This is a genomic window from Streptomyces sp. B8-7, from assembly GCF_058833805.1.
This window is the reverse complement of record NZ_JBYRRL010000007.1, coordinates 46,479-64,346: the sequence shown is the minus strand read 5'-3', so window position 1 is coordinate 64,346 and position 17,868 is coordinate 46,479. Positions and strand designations below refer to the sequence as shown.

Annotated in this window: 13 protein-coding genes; 2 read left to right on the top strand and 11 right to left on the bottom strand. The window is 72.6% G+C overall.

Translation table 11 applies throughout. The features are described 5' to 3' along the window. Positions 1-116: 116 nt before the first annotated feature. The gene (locus tag AC5K6T_RS31110) at positions 117-707 is read left to right on the top strand and encodes a malonic semialdehyde reductase (RefSeq protein WP_493214362.1); all 591 of its coding nucleotides are present in this window, start codon (positions 117-119) and stop codon (positions 705-707) included. 6 nt (positions 708-713) lie between these two features. On the opposite strand, the gene AC5K6T_RS31105 is transcribed toward AC5K6T_RS31110, so the two are convergent. The 11 genes from AC5K6T_RS31105 to AC5K6T_RS31055 form a co-directional block, all read right to left on the bottom strand. Then, positions 714-1,019 (bottom strand): DUF6059 family protein, encoded by a 306-nt coding sequence (locus tag AC5K6T_RS31105; protein WP_493214361.1) that lies wholly within the window; start codon positions 1,017-1,019, stop codon positions 714-716. Between the two features lie 112 nt (positions 1,020-1,131). Beyond that, positions 1,132-1,281 carry a hypothetical protein gene (locus tag AC5K6T_RS31100; RefSeq protein ID WP_493214360.1) on the bottom strand — a complete coding sequence of 50 codons (150 nt, stop codon included), beginning with the start codon at positions 1,279-1,281 and terminating at the stop codon, positions 1,132-1,134. A 319-nt stretch (positions 1,282-1,600) separates the two neighbouring features. After that, positions 1,601-5,458 (bottom strand): condensation domain-containing protein, encoded by a 3,858-nt coding sequence (locus AC5K6T_RS31095; protein ID WP_493214359.1) that lies wholly within the window; start codon positions 5,456-5,458, stop codon positions 1,601-1,603. Between the two features lie 327 nt (positions 5,459-5,785). Further along, complete coding sequence (locus AC5K6T_RS31090) at positions 5,786-6,739, bottom strand: aromatase/cyclase (RefSeq protein ID WP_493214358.1); 954 nt, start codon at positions 6,737-6,739, stop codon at positions 5,786-5,788. Positions 6,740-7,148: 409 nt separating this feature from the next. Beyond that, positions 7,149-7,892 carry a thioesterase II family protein gene (locus AC5K6T_RS31085; protein ID WP_493214357.1) on the bottom strand — a complete coding sequence of 248 codons (744 nt, stop codon included), beginning with the start codon at positions 7,890-7,892 and terminating at the stop codon, positions 7,149-7,151. A 129-nt stretch (positions 7,893-8,021) separates the two neighbouring features. Next, positions 8,022-8,843 (bottom strand): AfsR/SARP family transcriptional regulator, encoded by an 822-nt coding sequence (locus AC5K6T_RS31080; protein WP_493214356.1) that lies wholly within the window; start codon positions 8,841-8,843, stop codon positions 8,022-8,024. A 588-nt stretch (positions 8,844-9,431) separates the two neighbouring features. Further along, entirely contained in the window at positions 9,432-10,136 is a 705-nt protein-coding gene (locus AC5K6T_RS31075) for a ScbR family autoregulator-binding transcription factor (protein WP_493214355.1), read from the bottom strand. Positions 10,137-10,494: 358 nt separating this feature from the next. Next, positions 10,495-12,792, bottom strand: coding sequence for a (Fe-S)-binding protein (locus AC5K6T_RS31070; RefSeq protein WP_493214354.1), 2,298 nt, complete (start codon positions 12,790-12,792; stop codon positions 10,495-10,497). Positions 12,793-12,939: 147 nt separating this feature from the next. Next, the gene (locus AC5K6T_RS31065) at positions 12,940-13,815 is read right to left on the bottom strand and encodes an AfsR/SARP family transcriptional regulator (protein ID WP_493214353.1); all 876 of its coding nucleotides are present in this window, start codon (positions 13,813-13,815) and stop codon (positions 12,940-12,942) included. A gap of 442 nt (positions 13,816-14,257) precedes the next feature. Further along, the gene (locus tag AC5K6T_RS31060) at positions 14,258-15,844 is read right to left on the bottom strand and encodes an acyl-CoA carboxylase subunit beta (RefSeq protein ID WP_493214396.1); all 1,587 of its coding nucleotides are present in this window, start codon (positions 15,842-15,844) and stop codon (positions 14,258-14,260) included. A gap of 130 nt (positions 15,845-15,974) precedes the next feature. Beyond that, a complete protein-coding gene (locus tag AC5K6T_RS31055; RefSeq protein WP_493214352.1) occupies positions 15,975-16,172 on the bottom strand; it encodes an acyl-CoA carboxylase epsilon subunit in 198 nt (65 codons plus the stop codon). 358 nt (positions 16,173-16,530) lie between these two features. Here AC5K6T_RS31055 and AC5K6T_RS31050 point away from each other — a divergent pair, with 358 nt between their 5' ends. Next, entirely contained in the window at positions 16,531-17,520 is a 990-nt protein-coding gene (locus AC5K6T_RS31050; protein WP_493214351.1) for a ScbA/BarX family gamma-butyrolactone biosynthesis protein, read from the top strand. The last annotated feature ends 348 nt before the right edge of the window (positions 17,521-17,868 follow it).

Sequence of the window (17,868 nt, the reverse complement as noted above, 5' to 3'; positions counted from 1 at the left end):
GCCCCGGCCGCGCCGGACCGCCCCCGCCCGGACCGGCCCGCTCCCGGGCCCTTCCCCCGCGCTCGCGCCGACCGCGCGCGGGCCCGACGTACGCCTCTGACGCAAAGGGTTGACCCATGTCCCTCAGCCTCGACGCCGCCGCGCAGGACCTGCTCTTCCGTGCGGCCCGCACCGCCAGCACCTTCACCGACGAGCCGGTGACGGAGGAGCAGATCCGGGCGGTCTACGACCTGGTCAAGTACGGCCCGACCGCCTCCAACCAGTCGCCGCTGCGCCTCACCCTGGTCCGCTCCGGCGAGGCCCGCGAGCGGCTGGTGCGGCACATGGCGGAGCCCAACCGGGCGAAGACCGCCGCGGCCCCGCTGGCCGCGATCCTCGCCGCGGACATCGAGTTCCACGAGGAGCTGCCCCGGCTCTTCCCGCACTTCCCGCAGGCCAAGGACGTGCTCTACGCCGAGCGCCCGGCCCGCGAGCGGTCCGCCCTGCTCAACGGGGCGCTCCAGGCCGCCTACTTCATCGTGGGGGTGCGCGCCGCGGGCCTGGCCGCCGGCCCGATGTCGGGCTTCGACCACGCCGGTGTGCAGAAGGAGTTCCTGGACGACGACCACACCCCGCTGATGGTCGTGAACATCGGACGCCCGGGCCCGGACGCCTGGCGCCCGCGGCTGCCGCGCCTGGACTACGACGAGGTCGTCAGCGCCGTCTGACCGTCGTCAGCGCCGTCTGATCCGCGCCATCGCCGTGGCGTCGTAGGACAGCCACAGCTCGCGCGCGAGGAGCGCCTCCGCGTCGGACAGCGGCAGGTCCTGGCGCATGCGCTCGGGGTGGGCGGCCGGCGGCCCGCCCCGGGCGTAGCGGTCGAAGAGCCCCTCCAGGTGCGAGGCCGACAGGGACGCGGACACCTCGTGGTACACCCTGGGCCCGCACTGGGTCGCCCCGAACAGCACCAGGGACCGCCACAGCGGCCGCAGACAGCGGTGCGCCAGGGCCCGCCCGAACAGGCGCGGCAACCGTCTCATGACCGTCCCTTCTCCCCCGCTCGGGGCTGCCTGCACAGGCTGGCAGGGATTGCCGGAGGTCCGGTGGAGGACACCCGGGGCGCGAGTGGTCCGCGCCGAGCGCCCCGGTGCCTCAGTCGATGCCGCGTACGAGGTGGGGTTCCCAGGTGTCGTCCTCGTCGACCCCGGCGAGCCGCAGCGGCGGGGTGCGCACCAGGGTGAGCTGCGCGGTCTCCCCCGGCACCGCCGTGTCCCCCTCCTCGGGTCCCTCGGAGTCGTACATCTGAACCTCCTGCTCGGTCGGCCGGTGAGCGCACCGCATCCCGTAACGGTGCCGACCGCGGGACGAGGAACGCTTGAGGGGCGACGGGGAGGACGTGGAGGACGTGGAGGCGGACCTCGGCCGCGCCGCAGGTGGCGGCAGCCCGCGCGGTCCGCGCGGACCGGGAGAGGAGGCCCGGGACCGTGCCGGGGTGACGGCCGGTCAGGATGCCGGCGGGGTGGCCCTCCGGGAGGTGTCGGCCGGAGGGCGGAGGCGGGGCCGTCCGGAGGGCCGGGCGGGTCAGGAGGCGGAGGCGGGCCCGTCCGGAGGGCCGGGCGGGTCAGGAGGCGGAGGCGGGGCCGTCCGGAGGGCCGGGCAGGTCAGGAGGCGGAGGCGGGGCCGTCCGGAGGGCTTCGGCCAGGCTGCGGGCCCGTTCCCAGTCGTCGGCGGCCGCGCCCGCCAGGACCACCCGCGGCGGGCGGCCGCCGTGCGCGGCGATCCGGCCGGCGATGTCGCAGGCGAGTACGCCGGCACCGGAGAAGCCGCCGAGCAGCACCGGACGGACGGCGCAGAGCGCGGCCAGCTCGGGCCACCCGCGGTCGGTGCCGGCGGTCAGCACCAGCAGTTCCTGGGGACCCGGAAAGGTGCGCGCCAGCAGGTCGTAGCAGGTCCCGGGCGCGCCCGGCGGCGGGACCAGGCAGATCGCGCCCGCCCGCTCCTCGCGGGCCGCGCGCAGCGTGACCAGCGCGCCGTCCCGGGCGGCCGCCGAGGCCCCGGCCCGCGCCGGCCCGGCGCTGTCCTCAAGCAGCTTCAGGGCCTCCCCCACAGTGGTGAACTCCCCCGCGGACAGCGGCAGCGCCCGGAGCAGCAGGGCGCACTGCGCGAGCGCCTCGGCGGCCGCGTCCTCCCCGAGCAGGGCTCGGTCGTGCACCGCGGTGAGCACCAGGCCGCCGGCGCTGTCGTGGTGGGCGAGCAGACCGACGGGCAGCACCGTGCGGGCCGGCAGGGTGCCCGGGAACTCGGCGTGGATGCCTTGGGCGGCCAGCTCCGCGGCCAGGCCGTCCAGCGGGTGCGGCGGGTCCTCGAACACGATGACGGTGCCGGCGTCCGCCCCGCCTCCGCCCCAGGAGCGGACCCAGTCGGCGGGCACCCACTCGTACGCGGCCATGTCCAGGGCGAGATCGCGCAGTTGCCGCAGCAGGTGCGGCACGGTGCGGGCCGGGTCGACCCGCACGGAGATCGGCAGGTGGTTGCGGAGCGGCCCCGGCATGCGGGCCACGCCGTCCAGGGGGATGCCGCGCCCCGACACGGTCACCGCGAAGGAGACGGGTGCCGGTCCCTCGGTGCCGCAGGACCAGTAGATCAGCATCGCCCACACCGCCTGGAGCACGCTGCTCTCGGTGGTGCCCCAGGTACTCGCCCAGCGGGTGAGCCGGTCGGTGTCCACCGGGTCCAGCCGCAGCCGGGCGCGGCCGATACCGGACGGCCCGCAGGGCCCCGACGGCCCCGGCCCCGCCCCCGGGAGCCGGCCCGGCCGGGCTGTCCGTCCGGTCCGTACGGCCTGTCCGCTCCGTGCTGCCGCTTCAGTCGATGGGGTCGCTTCGGCCGATGGGGTCGCTTCGGCCAATGGGGTCGCTCCGGCCGATGGGGTCGCTTCGGTGCGGACGGGCTGTGCGGCGGGCGGCCGGCCCGGCCGGGACGCCGCGCCGACGGGCGGTGCTCCGCGCGACCAGAAGCCCCGGGCGGGCGCCAGGTCCTGGGCGGCCACCCAGGCCGTGTAGTCGCGCAGGTCGGGCCGGCGTTCGCCGCCGGGCAGCGCGCCGCCCGCGAGGTAGGCCCGGTAGAACTCGCGCAGCAGGATGTGCGCGCTCCAGGTGTCCAGCAGCGCCCGGTGGTACGTGAGCAGGATCCGGGTGGGGACGGCGGTGCCTGCGGGCCGCACCGCTTCGCTCTCCAGCAGGGTCAGGCGCAGTGCCCCGGGCCGGCGCAGGTCGAAGCCGCGCAGCCGGTCGCGCTCCAGCAGGGCGGACCAGTCGCCGTCGTGCAGAACCTGGCGGGTGACCTCGGGCGCGACTCGGTCGTGCACCACGAGCAACGGCTCCGCGTCGCCGGTGAACGCGGTCCGCAGAATCGTTTCGGAGTCGAAGACGGACTGCCAGGAGGCAGTGAAGCGCCGGATGTCCAGCGGGCCGTGCCAGACCCAGACGAGTTGCTCGACGTGGTGTCCGGTACCGGGTCCGGCGTCGCCGCCCGTGTAGAGCGCGGCCTGCTGGGGGGTGGCGGGGAAGGCGGGCGGGAACGGAGCGGCGGGCGCGGCGGCCAGTTCCACGAGGAGGTCGCGCAGCAGGCCGCGGAGCGTGCCGACGGACGCGTCGGTGAAGCCGGCCGCCGTGCCGGGCGTCCAGTCGAGCACGACGCGCAGCCGGCCGCCGACGATCCGGACCCGCACGTCGATCTCGTACGGCGCCGGGTCGTACGGCGCCGGCCGGACGGGTGGGGCGCCGGGCGCGGGCCGGGCCGAGGGGGGCAGCGTCTCGCCGGGGGCCTCCAGGGTCAGGCAGGTGCGGGCGGGCGGCAGTTCGCGCAGGGCGCGGCGCAGTCGCGGGTCGGGGCTCCACTCGCGGCAGGCGCCGAAGCCGGCGCCGCCCTCGGCACGGCCCGGGCAGCCGGCCAGCGGGCCGGCGAGGCCGGCCAGCCGCTCGACGGGGCCCAGGTCGCCGCACGCCGCCATGAGCTGGACCGGGTAGGGCTCGGTGAGCCGGCCCACCAGGCGCCGGAGTCCCGGCCGACCGGCCCGGGGGTCGCTGCGCACGTCGAAGCCGACGTCGTCGGAGCCCTGCCAGCGGGCCAGCGCCATGGCGTACACGCCGGTCAGCACCTGACCGGCGGTCAGCGCAAGCCGTCGGGCCAGGCCGTGGGTGATGCGCTCGGTCTCGTCCTCGCCGAGGACGAACGCGGTGTGCCGCGCGGGGCCGGACGCGGTGGGCCCCGAGGGCTGCGGCCCGCTCGGCCCGGGGCGTGGGGTGTCGTGCGCACGCGACCTGCGCTCGGCGACCTGGCTCCAGTGCTGGCCCTCGGCGGCGTCGCGGGCCAGCTCCCGCAGGTCGCCGATCCAGTCGGCCAGGCCGTCCGGCGAGTCCTGCGGACTGGACGGGCCGGACGGGCCGGACGGGCCGGGTCGGTTCGCCGGGCCGGACGGGTCCGCCCGGCCCGGCGAGTCCGGCGGACGCGGCACGGCGACCGGGTCCGGCACGGCGGCCGACGGCGCTCCGGTTGTTCCGGGGGTTCCGGGAGCTCCGGGAGCTCCGGGAGCTCCGGGAGCTCCGGAGGCTCCAGAGGCTCCGGAGGCTCCAGGGGTTCCGGTCGGGGTTCGGGCGTCCGCCGCGGCGAGGGCGGCCGTCAGGTCGTCGAGCAGGACGCGCCAGGACGCGGCGTCCACGGCGAGCCGGTGGACGAGGACGGCGAGCCGGTCGGCGCGCGGCCCGCGCGGGCGGTGGTCCCGGGCGAGCAGTACCCGCAGCTGGACACCGGCGTACGCGTCCAGCGTCCGGCCGGCCGCCGCCAGCAGTGCGGCGAAGCCCGCTTCGTCGGTGAACTCCCCCACCGTCACCGGATCCCGGCGGGCGGCGGCCTCGGCGCCGGGCTCGTCGGTGAGCCAGCCGTCCGCGGCGTCGAGGCGCCCACGCAGCTGGGGATGGGCCGCCACGACGGCGCCGATCGCCGCACGCAGCGCGTCCGCGGTGGGCGTGGCCGCCAGGTCGACCAGGACGGCCTCGTGGCCGTGCCCGGTGCCACGGGCGAGAGCCGTGCGCTGAGCGGGGGTCAGGGGCCGGTCCGCGGCGGGCGGCGGCTCGGTGAGCCGGTCGGCGACCCGGCCGGACAGCAGGGCCCCGGACGCGGTCCGCCCGCCGGGGAACCGCAGCGTGTGGTGGTCGCGGCCGTGCCGGACCAGTTCGTGCCGCTCGTGCGGCAGCAGCTCCGCCAGCAGATGGGCCAGCACCGTGGCGTCGAGTGGGCCGTGCAGGTCCAGGTCCCAGGGCGGGGTGTACGGCGGCTGGCCGGGGTCGACGACGACGCAGACCGCTGCGGGAGGGAGGCGGTGCACGGTCTCGGAGTCCGGGCCATGCCGCTTCTCCCCCATCAACGCGCCCTCCCCTGTTGGCACCTGCCTCTGGTCCACGACGGTCAGAAGCAGCACGCTAACGGCCGTGCGGGGGTGGCGTCCGGCTTCCCGAGCGGGTGTGCAGCGGTGCCCGAGCAGCGTCCTAGAGCACGGCCCGCCGGACGGCGCGGAACGGGGCCGCGGCATGGCCGGGCCGTCCCGCCGCGACCTGACGGCGGCGCTCGCCCGCGTCGCGGGACCGCCGCGGGACCGGCCCGGACGGTGCCGGCCCGTCCTGCCGGGTCTCACGGGGATACCGGCGCCGGCGGGACGGGCCAGCCACGCTACTCGGCGGCCCGGCGGGCGGCGCCTCGGCCTCGCTCCGGACTCGACCCGTCCGCTAGCGGCCCGGCAGCAAGGCCGTCACAGGGTGCGGACGGCGGTCTCCGCGTGCTCCTTGGCCAGCGCGAGCATGGTCCGGGAGGTGCGGCCGAGGACGTCGCGCACATACCGGCGGGCGTCGGGAAGGCCGGCGTCCTCGCCCAGGACCCCCGCGATGTCCTCCTCACGCAGGACGACGCTGTGCCGCACCGTGACCGTCGCACCCGTCTCGTCCGGTGTGACGGACCATTCGGCGGTGTGCGCGGCCAGCAGCGCGGGACCGGAGGTCTGCTTGCAGATGATGCGGCCCGCGTGCGGGAAGCAGATCCGCATGGACTCCGTGCGCCGGGTGCCGTGCCCGGTGACCGACTCCATGGCGATGCGCTGGACGCCGGGCGCCTCCTCGACGAGGTCGACCCGGGCGACGTAGGGCACCAGGCCGGGCCACTCCCCCGCCCGGTACAGGAAGTCGTAGACCGGCTCGCCCGGCCCGTTCACACGTGTCGTGTGCTCGAAGGACAGCGTCAGTTCGTCCAGCCGCGTCCACCGCTCGGCCACGCTCTTCAGCTCGTCGAGCTGGGTGCGGCTGTTGCGTGTGGCCGCCAGGTGCAGCCAGTGCGGCCCGCTGTCCGTGTCGTCGACCGGCTGGAAGTCCACCACCAGGTGCAGCACGGTCTCGCGCGGGCCCACGCTGCGTACGGTCATCACACCGCCCAGCACCTCCCGCACGGAGGCGGGCGGCTCCTGGCGGAACTCGATGCGCCGCTCGACCGGGTCCAGGCGCCGCACCGAGGTCCACGACTGCAGCTGACCGCCCATCAGGGCCCAGACCCGGATGCGCTCGTGCCGGCCGTCGGACTCCAGATTCTCCACGTGGATGTTGGGGGAGAAATAGAGCGGCCACTTGGACGCGTCGGCGATCAGCGCGTAGACCACGCCGGCGGGCGCGCCCACATGGACGGTGCGTGTCACCCCTCTCGCCTGCTCACCAGACATCTGCACACCTCTCTGTCGACCTTGCGACGATCGCGTAGCGAACAGAATTCAGACGACGGCACGAAAACCACTGGAGCGCGCACGGAACACAGATGGAGCAAGGCCCTGCCCACGTTTACCGGCCGCACGCGCGGGAATCGCGGGCGCCCGACCACTGCTCAGTCCGGTGCTCTTGTTCTTCCGCTTGCTTTCTTCCGCTTGCTGCGGTGTTCGCCGCATGCCTTTCTCCTGTCGCGCTCTCCTCTTTCGCCCCTCCTCTTGCGCACCCGCCCTCGTGCGATCACCCCCGTGCGATCACCCTTGTACGGTCGCCGGGTGCGGTGCGCCGGACGAACGCCCGGCGGCACGGGGCCGGGGCCGGACGGCGGGCGGCCGGCAGGCGCCGGCGCGCGGTGGGCCGACGGGGCGGTCAGCCGACGGGGGCCAGGCGGCGGGCGAGCCGGCCGGTGACGCGGCAGGCCCGCCCCAGCAGCCGCGGCAGTTGCCGCTCCTGGGGCGGGAGGCCGCCGCCCGCGACGGTGCGCAGCCAGGTCGGTCCCGTGGTCCACCGGCTCCAGCCGCCCGCCGTCGCGGCCGACGGGTCGTCCTCGACGGCGACGGCGAGCAGCGGGGTGGTCAGCGGCCCGGCGGGCGAGGGCCGCACGGCCGCCTCGCGCAGCGCCTGTGCCAGTTCCAGATCGGCGCGGAGGCGGGGCAGCACGGCCCGCAGGAAGACCGCCTCGTCGGTGCCGCCCGGCACGGCGCCCTCGCCGCCGAGGACGTGCAGCAGTTCGGCGTCCGGCACCCCGCGGGCGTCCGGAGTTGCGGAGGGGGCCTGCGGGGGCGGGCCGCCGGCCACGGCGAGAAGTGCCGGGCCGGGCAGGCCCGCCTCGTGCAGGGCCCGTGTCACGGTGAACGCGATGAGCGCACCGAGGCCGTACCCGTACAGGACGTAGGGGCCGGGCTGCGGATCGGTGAAGCGGGGCAGGACGTCGGCGAGCAGCGCCTTACGGGTGGTGGGCCGGGGTACGGTCCGCCGTCGCGCGGAGCCCGGCAGCGGGACCGGGACCGGCTCGACGCCGGCGCCGACGCCCGCCGTCCAGCCGTCGAAGGCGGACACCCCCTCGGCGGAGTTCGCGAAGCAGTGCAGTCGCACTGGCTGTTCGTCCGGCATGGCATCCTCCTCGACCGCCGCCCCTGGCCCCACAGGGCGGAGTCCGAGGGTCTCCGGACCCTCTCGAATGTCACTCGAAACCGGGCCGAGCCTCCGGCACCGGGCCGCGTACCGCCGAGAGGAGGGCGGTCAGGCGGCGTAGCGGTCGAAGGTGGAGCCGCGGCGCGGGCCGGCCACCACGTCCAGTTCCGGGTCGACGGCGAGCATGGCCTGGTGCAGACGCTGGAGCTGGGGCGAGGGTTCCACGCCGAGCTCCGATATCAGTCCCTCCCTCAGTTTGCGGTACACGTCCAGCGCGGAGGCCTGCCGCCCGGACCGGTACAGCGCCACCATGGCCTGCGCGTGGAGGCCCTCGTGCTGCGGATGACGGGCGATCAGGTCGGTCAGCTCGGCTATCAGCTCCGCGTGCCGGCCGAGCCGCAGATCGGCGTCGATCCGCCGCTCCACGGTCACCAGCCGCGACTCCTCCAGCCGCATGACCTCGATCTCCAGCACCGGCCCGAGCCGCACGTCGACCAGTGCGGGCCCCTGCCACAGGGCCAGCGCCTCCCGGAAGGAGCGGGCCGCCTTCTCGTCGTCACCTCCCTCGAAGGCCTCCTGGCCCTCGGCGACCAGTCGTTCGTAGGTGTGCACGTCCACCGATTCCGGTGGTATCTGGAGCAGATAGCCACCGTGCCGGGTGGCCAGCACGTTCTTCGCCGCACCTGGGGCGTCGGGCCCCATCGCAGTGCCCAGGCATCGGCGGAGCTGCATGATGTAGGTCTGCAGCGTGGTCATGGCGCTCTGCGGGAGATCCGTTCCCCAGATCTCCTCCATCAGCGTCGAAACGGGCATGACACGGCTCGGGTACAACGCGAGCAGCGCAAGAATCTGCCTGGGCTTCCCAGCAGTCGGAACGATCGATCCCCCGTTCACGGCGGCGCACAGCGGACCCAATACCTGAATCTCCATGGTTCCCTCCGTTCGTCGTCGAGCATCCCCGATGGCGGAAAGTCGTCGGGCGAACCTGCACGCTAGCCGTAGCAGCGGCGGAGGAATCGGTTCCTTCAGCAGTGCTTGAGTAATTCTCAAAGAAAGGCCGGAACGAGCAAAGCGGGACCATAGAAGGAAGAAAGCAATATCAAAGATCTGTTGAAGGTGAAACTGCCCCGGGAAAACCGGTTGTGAACCCGGATGTGAGCCGGGGCCGGTCCGGACCCGGAGAAGCCTCCACGGCCGCCCGCCCGTCCCCGGGCCCTCATCCCGGGACCCGGGCGGGGGCGGGTGGGAGCGGCAGCAGGGCGGCCGGAGGCGCAGCGGGCCCCCGCCCAGGCCGGCGCGCGCCGCGGATCCCGCGCGTCCCGCCCGCGCACGCCGCGGGGCGGCGCGGGCGGGACGTCGACGCCCGCGGCTCGCCCCCGGCCCTCCCGCACGGCACCTCCCACGGCTGCCCTTCCTCTCCTTGAGCCTTTCCCGCCGGATCCCCGAGCGGGATGGTGCAGCGGTTGAAGTAAAAGAAACCGCACGGTTCGTATTTTTTAGCTTTTTTAGCCAGCCACCCTATTGCTCCGTCACCGGACGCGGGAAGACCTTGGGCGGCCTCCCCTGCGCGAGGGCGCGCGCCGGCACCGGCACCGGCGCCTCGGCCCGCCACGGGGAGCCCCCCGGCTCCAGGGAGTCCAGGTCCCGGCGGTCGGCGAGCCGCGGCAGCAGCAGGCCCCACAGGCCGGTCAGGCGCTGGCGGGAGAGCCAGGAGGCGTCGTCCCCGCCCAGCACCTCCAGGCCCGCCGTGACGGCGACGACGACATGGGACGCGTCCGTCCAGGACACGCCCTCGGCCAGCGAGCCGCCGCGCTCGGCGCGGCGGAGGCTGTCCTCGACCCAGCGCTGCCACTCCGCTCGCAGCGGGGACTTCGTGCGCCGCGCGACACCGCAGGCGAGCTCGAAGCCGCCCCGGACCACCACGTCCTGGCCCAGACTCCGGATCAGCTCGTGCGTCGCGTCCACGAGGGCCTGGAGGGAGTCGCCGTGCCGGGCCCGCGCGGCGCCGGTGAGCCGGCGGACGGTGGCCGCGGCCTCCTCCTCGACCGCGTCGGCGAGCGCGTTCTTGTTGGCGAAGTGGAAGTGCAGCGCCCCGTTGCTGACACCGGCCCGTTTGCTGATGGCCCCCAGCGAGGCGGGCACGAAGCCCTCCTCGGCGAACACCTCAGCCGCAGCCTGGATCAGCGAACGCCGCGTACGAGCGGCCCGCTCCTGTTTGACCATGTGCTGTCTCCTGGGGCGAACGGGACGTCAGAGGGGACTTGCCGCAGTCCCGAGACGGCATGGTGAGTTCCGTACCGCATGCCCAGAGTAACAAACCGCTTGCGCGGTTTCCATACCGGCCTCCTTGCGAGACCAGTGATCAGCACCCTCCCACCGCGTCGCTCAAGACCCGCTCGAGCCGCTGCCTCCCGGAACTGTCCCCTGACCGGAGAACGACCGAGGGGCCGCAACGTGGCGGCCCCTCGGTCGTCGTTCGGTCGTCGTCGGATCGATCCCCGTTCCGCGGGGCCCCGGTGGCTCCCGGGGGCCTCGGGGAGAGGCCTCGGGCGGCTTCCGGGGGCTCAGCGGCTCTGTCCGGTCACTGCACGGGTTGGGGGGTGGGGTGGTCGGGGTGGGGGGTGTCGGTGGGGTTGGTGGGGTCGGTGGGGTTGGTGGGGGTTGTGACGGAGGTGAGGAGGAGTTGGGCGACGTCGAGGACTTGGAGGGTGTCCTTGGCGGTGCCGTCGTTCTTCTTGCCGTTGACGGAGTCGGTGAGCATGACGAGGCAGAAGGGGCAGGCGGTGGAGACGATGTCGGGGTTGAGGGAGAGGGCTTCGTCGACGCGTTCGTTGTTGATGCGTTTGCCGATGCGTTCTTCCATCCACATGCGGGCGCCGCCGGCGCCGCAGCAGAAGCCGCGTTCCTTGTGGCGGTGCATCTCTTCGTTGCGCAGGCCGGGGACGTTGGCGATGATCTCGCGTGGGGGTGTGTAGATCTTGTTGTGGCGGCCGAGGTAGCAGGGGTCGTGGTAGGTGATGATGCCTTCGACCGGGGTGAGGGGGACCAGGCGGCCTTCGTCGACGAGGTGTTGCAGCAGCTGGGTGTGGTGGATGACGTCGTAGTCGCCGCCGAGCTGGGGGTATTCGTTGGCGAGGGTGTTGAGGCAGTGGGGGCAGGTGGCGACGATCTTCTTGGCCGACTTCGGTTTCCTCGACTCGGGTGTGATGTTGCCGTCGTCGTCGGTCTCCTCGCCGAAGGCGGTGTTGAGGGCGGTGACGTTCTGCGTGCCGAGTTCCTGGAAGAGGGGTTCGTTGCCCAGGCGGCGGGCGGAGTCGCCGGTGCATTTCTCGTCGCCGCCCATGATGGCGAACGTCACGCCGGCGATGTGGAGGAGTTCGGCGAACGCCTTGGTGGTCTTCTTGGCGCGGTCTTCGAGGGCGCCGGCGCAGCCGACCCAGTAGAGGTACTCGACGTCGGTGAGGTCCTCGATGTCCTTGCCCACGACGGGGACGTCGAAGTCGAGTTCCTTGAGCCATTCCAGGCGTTGTTTCTTTGCCAGGCCCCAGGGGTTGCCCTTCTTCTCCAGGTTCTTGAGCATGGTGCCGGCTTCGGAGGGGAACGCTGATTCGATCATGACCTGGTAGCGGCGCATGTCGACGATGTGGTCGATGTGCTCGATGTCGACGGGGCACTGTTCGACGCAGGCGCCGCAGGTGGTGCAGGACCACAGGACGTCGGGGTCGATGACGCCGTTGTCCTGGGCGGTGCCGACCAGGGGGCGTTCGGCTTCGGTGAGGGCTGCGGCGGGGACGTTCTGCAGCTGCTGTGGGGTGGCTTTCTCCTCGCCTTCGGTGGTTCTGCCGCCGCCGGCGAGGAGGTAGGGGGCCTTGGCGTGGGCGTTGTCCCGCAGGGACATGATCAGCAGTTTGGGGGAGAGCGGCTTGCCGGTGTTCCAGGCGGGGCACTGCGACTGGCAGCGGCCGCACTCGGTGCAGGTGGAGAAGTCCAGCAGGCCCTTCCAGGAGAACTGCTCGACCTGGGAGACGCCGAACACGTCGTCCTCACCGGGATCGGCGAAGTCGATCGCCCTGCCGCCACTGGTCATCGGCAGCAGCGCACCCAACGCCGTACCACCCGCCGCATCCCGCTTGAACCAGATGTTCGGGAACGCCAGGAAACGGTGCCACGCCACACTCATGTCGGCCTTCAGCGAGACCACGATCATCCAGATGAACGAGACGCTGACCTTGATGCCGGCGAAGAGGTGGACCAGCGTCTCCAGGGTGGGAGTGCTCAGCCCCCCGAAGGCCTTGACCAGCGGGTAGGAGAGGAAGAACGCGGCCTCGTAGCCCTCCACGTGGTGCATCGCGCCCTCCAGGCCGCGCAGCACGTAGATCACGGTACCGATGGTCAGGATGACGTACTCGACGAAGTACGCGTGCCAGGCCGTGGAGCCGGCGAAGCGGGACTTGCGGCCGGCCCGCGACGGCAGGCTCAGCAGCCGGACCGGGATCAGCACGGCGATGCCCACGGTCGTCATCACGGTGATGAACTCGACGTACATCTCCCATGGCAGCCAACCGCCGATCACCGGCAGCCGGAAGTCCGCCGCGAACAGCTGGCCGATCGCCTGCACCAGGATCGGGATCAGGGTCAGGAAGCCGATCGCCACGAACCAGTGGGCGAAGCCGATGACGCCCCAGCGGTTCATCCGCGTGTGGCCGAGGAACTCCCTCACCAGCGTCACACTGCGCTGGTAGGGGTTGTCGGTCCGGGCGCCGGCCGGCAGCGGCTGACCGAGCCGGAAGAACCGGAAGAACTGGGCGATGACACGTGCGAACAGCGCCATGCCCACCACGGTCAGGACCAGCGACACGACGATCGCGGCGAGTTGCATGAGTGGGGCTCCTCAGGACTGCCGGGCTCGGGTGAACCGCCCAGTCAACTTACCGAGCGGTAACTTATGCGGTTCGTCTGAGGGTACCCACTTGTGGCGCCGTGACGCAGTCGGTTGACGGGTGATCTGCGCCGCTCACCCGCCGCTTCAGGTGAGCAACGAGCGCCCCCGCCCGGCGCGTTCGGCGGGCAGCGGCGCCGTCGGCAGCTGCTGCTCGGGCACGAGCGGCGTCTCGGGCGCGGCCACCAGGATGGACTGCTGGAGCCGGCGCAGCCGCGCCGAGGGCTCCAGGCCCAGGTCCCGTACGAGGGTGTTGCGCAGCCGGTGGTAGACGTCGAGGGCCTCGCCGCGCCGGCCCGAGCGGTGCAGCGCCAGCATGAACTGGGCGTGCAGGTTCTCATGGGTGCGATAGCGCCGGGTCAGCACGATCAGCTCCGCGAGCAGTTCGCGGTGCCGGCCGAGCCGGAGGTCGGCCTCGATCCGCTGGTCGAGGGCGCACAGCCGGCTCTCCTCGAGCCGCTGCGCCTCCATCTCCAGCTGCGCGCCGGTGTGCACGTCGGCGAAGGCCGAGCCGGTCCACAGCCCGAGCGCGTCACGCAGCAGGCGGGCGGCCTCCTTGAAGTCGCCCGCGTCGATGGCCCGGTAGCCCATGCCGGCGAGCCGGTCGAACTCCCGGACGTCACTGGCCTCGCCGCCGGAGACGAGCATGTAGCCGCCGGGCGAGGTGACCAGGACGTCCTTGGCGGTGATCCGCGGGGCGTCCTCGCCCTCCCCGGCGGGCTCCTGCTTCACGAGCGCGGCCGTGATGAGGTCGCGCAGTTGCAGCACGTAGGTCTGCAGTGTGGTGCGGGCGCTGCGCGGGGGCTGCCCCGCCCAGAGCTCGTCGATGAGCGCGGAGACCGGCACCACCTGATCGGCGTGCAGCGCCAGCAGGGCGAGCACCTGCCGGGGCTTCGGCGCGGTAGGTGTGATGGACACCCCGTTCTCCCTGACGTCCAATACGCCCAGTACCTCGATGCGCACGCCATGCCCCCTAGTTGAGTGTGCTGGTGTCCTGCACCGCTCCAGTACAAAACAGGCCGCACGGTTTGTCAATACCAAACCAGTTACGCGGTTTTATTAGGAGGAGCGTCAGATTCGCTCAACCGTTCGCCCACACCGTCACTCAACGCCACTGATCTGCATAAATGCAACCGGCATCGGAGATCGAGCACGGCCTGGCGTACCCCCTCCTCGCCTCCTCGCCCCTTGTGACACCTTGGACAAACAGGCGGTTTGTCATGTGAACTCACGCCCTCAGGCAACATAACAGACTCTTTGCGCTGTTTGACGTCGGCGCGCCGACGGACGACGGAACGTGTGATGACGGGCCGTACGGACCTCGCGGGCGGCGCCGGGGGGGGCCGGACGGCGCGGTGATGCGCTCGTCCGGCCCGGAGCCCCCGGGGCGGGTCGGTCCGCCGGGTTACTGCGGGGGGTTGCCGTGTTTGCGGGAGGGCAGGTCGGCGTGTTTGGTGCGGAGCATGGCCAGGGAGCGGATGAGGGTCTCGCGGGTTTCGGCGGGGTCGATGACGTCGTCGACGAGGCCGCGTTCGGCCGCGTAGTAGGGGTGCATGAGTTCGGCCTTGTACTCCTTGACCATGCGGGCGCGCATGGCGTCGGGGTCCTCGGCGTCGGCGATCTGGCGGCGGAAGATGACGTTGGCGGCGCCTTCGGCGCCCATCACGGCGATCTCGTTGGTGGGCCAGGCGTAGGTGAGGTCGGCGCCGATGGACTGGCTGTCCATGACGATGTAGGCGCCGCCGTAGGCCTTGCGCAGGATGAGGGAGATCCGCGGGACGGTGGCGTTGCAGTAGGCGTAGAGGAGTTTGGCGCCGTGGCGGATGATGCCGCCGTGTTCCTGGTCGACGCCGGGCAGGAAGCCGGGCACGTCGAGCAGGGTGAGGATCGGGATGTTGAAGGCGTCGCACATCTGCACGAAGCGGGCGGCCTTCTCGGAGGCCTCGATGTCGAGCACGCCGGCCAGGCTCTGCGGCTGGTTGGCGACGATGCCGACGACCTGGCCGTCCAGGCGGGCCAGCGCGCAGACGATGTTGCGGGCCCAGCGCTCGTGGACCTCCAGGTACTCGCCGTCGTCGACGATCTCCTCGATCACCTTCGTCATGTCGTACGGCCGGTTCCCGTCCGCCGGCACCAGGTCGGCCAGCGCCTCGGAGCGCCGGTCGGCGGGATCGTCGACGGGTGTCCTGGGGGCCGGCTCGCGGTTGTTCTGGGGGAGGAGGGAGAGGAGGTAGCGGACCTCGGCGATGCAGGTCTCCTCGTCGTCGTAGGCGAAGTGGCACACCCCGCTGGTCTCGGCGTGCACGTCCGCACCGCCGAGCCCGTTCTGCGTGATCTCCTCGCCCGTGACCGCCTTGACCACGTCCGGACCGGTGATGAACATCTGCGAGGTCTCCCGCACCATGAACACGAAGTCCGTCAGCGCCGGACTGTAGGCGGCCCCGCCCGCACACGGACCCAGCATCACCGAGATCTGCGGGATCACCCCCGACGCCCTGGTGTTGCGCTGGAAGATGCCCCCGTAGCCGGCCAGGGCACTGACACCCTCCTGGATACGGGCACCGGCACCGTCGTTCAGCGACACCAGCGGCGCACCCGCCGCGATCGCCATGTCCATGATCTTATGGATCTTCGCCGCATGCGCCTCACCCAGCGCACCCCCGAAGATCCGGAAGTCGTGCGCGTACACGAAGACCGTCCGGCCCTCCACCGACCCCCAGCCGGTGACCACACCGTCCGTGTACGGCCTCTTCGTCTCCAGCCCGAACCCCTGCGCCCGGTGCCGGCGCAACTGCTCGACCTCCTGGAAGGACCCCGGATCCAGCAGCAGCCCGATCCGCTCCCGGGCGGTCAGCTTGCCCTTGGCGTGCTGCGCGGCCGTCGCCTTCCCACCCGGACCCGCCACCGCCTGCGCACGAATCCCGTGCAACTCGGCGACATGACCGCGGATGTCGGTGGGCCCCGGTTCGGTCGGCGTGGGGGCAGTCGTCATCGCCATCTCTCGTCCCTTTCTGGGACAAGACGGAGGACAGCATCCCGCCCCGGTTCCATGGAGAACATGATCAAACCGCCTATTCGGTTTTGTTGAGTTGCGGTGGAAGTGGTTTCGGACAGCGCTCGACTCACCGCCAACTGAGGGGCGGTGAGTAGTCTTCCGGCCGTCTCCACCAGTTCCAGCCAAGTGCCGGCGGCGGCTCGGGCTTGGCCGGCCACTGCGTGCGCGCGGCGAGCAGCACGACCGCGAGGGCCGCCAGCTCCTCTGCTCCAGCGGTCCCGCGCTCCACCCGCAGCGCGGCTCCTGAGCTCTCCATCCAGCTCATCTCCCCCTTCTCCTCACAGACTTGAGCCAGGGTCGACCGGCACACTCGAAAAGTGCTGAGGGATCACTGGAGGCCCCCCGCGAGCCCTGTGGCCGCAACCGGCGTGACGTGCTATTTCCAGACGCGAGCAGAGTCGGTTTCGCTGTAGCGTCATCCGGAGGTACGCAAGGACACGAGCTGGGACACCTGCGCGCCAACGGGGCCGTACCGGGCCTCCATCTGGAGTCGAGGGTTCCGAAACTCGTCGTAGCGGAGTGCTTCCTACCGCTGGAAACTAAACCGGGTGGTATGTATCTTCACAGGCCTGAGAGACCTGAAGCACAGCACACACGCCGACGCCGCTCAGGGGGGAACAGACATGTCTGCGAGCACGTTCACCATCGAACAGGCGGCAGCCGACACCTGGCGCATGGGGCAGGAGAGTGCAACGCCGCAGCGGGCCTCGGGGCTCCGCTATCCCACGCTCACCACCACCGTCCCGAAGGAGTTCGTGCACCGGGCCAGCGTCGCCGAGGTGATGCTGACCGACTGGGCACGCCTGGGCGAGCACCACTTCGCGGTGACCGCTCAGTGGCCGCGTCTGCACTGCTTCTTCGCCACGCTCGCCGGTTACCACGATCCGCTGCTGGTCGCCGAGTCGATCCGCCAGGCCGGACTCCTTCTCGCGCACGCCGAGTTCGACGTCCCGCTCGACCACAAGTTCCTGATGTGGGATCTGTCGGTCGACATCGAGGCCGAGGAGCTGCTCATCGGCGCCGCGCCGGCGTCCGTGGTCATCGAGGTCGTCTGTTCGGACATCAAGTGGCGGGGCCGGAACATCTCGGGTCTCCACTTCGACGCCGTGATCCACCGCGACGGGCAGCAGGTCGCCACCGCGGGAGCCACCTTCACCTGTCTCGCCCCGGCCGTCTACCGGCGGCTGCGGGCGTCCCGGATCGGTGACGGGGTGGCGCCGATCCCGCTGACGAGCCCCATCGCCCCGCAGGACGTCGCCCGTCTCTCACCGACCGACGTCGTGCTGTCCCCGCTGCCCGTGCCCGACAGCTGGCAGCTGCGGGTGGACACCCGGCACCCGGTGCTCTTCGACCACCCGGTCGACCATGTGCCGGGCATGGTCCTGATGGAGGCCGCCCGCCAGGCCGCGATCGCCTTCCTGGGCCGTGACTGCCTGCCGGTGGGCGTCACCAGCGAGTACACCCGCTACGCGGAGCTCGACACGCCCTGCCTGGTCGAGGCGTGCGCGCTGCCGTGCGACGGGCAGGGCAGGGAGCGCGTGCTGGTGACCGGCCGCCAGGAGGGCGAGGTCGTGTTCACCGCGGCCCTGACGGTGTCACCCGCCGCGGTGTGAGGGGGCGGGGCGGTCGCACGCAGCGGGGTCCGGCCCGGCATGCGGCCCCCGGCGCACCGTCCGGCACCTGAGGTCCGCCGTACCCGCCGGAGGGCTCCGCACCGACGCGCCTCCCACAGCAGCACGCGCCAGGGGGCTTCCGACGGAGATCCGTCGGAAGCCCCCTGGCGTTGCGACCGGGAACCGGCGGCCCCGGCAGGCGGCGGCGCACGGCGGCGCCGCCTGCCGGATGCCCGGAGGCGGCGCCGCAGGGGCGGCCTCGCGGTCACGGCCGGCCCGGCCCGGGCAGGACGGCGCCGGGCCGGTCCGGGTACGGCAGTGCCGGGGGCGGCGGCGCCGACCCCGTCG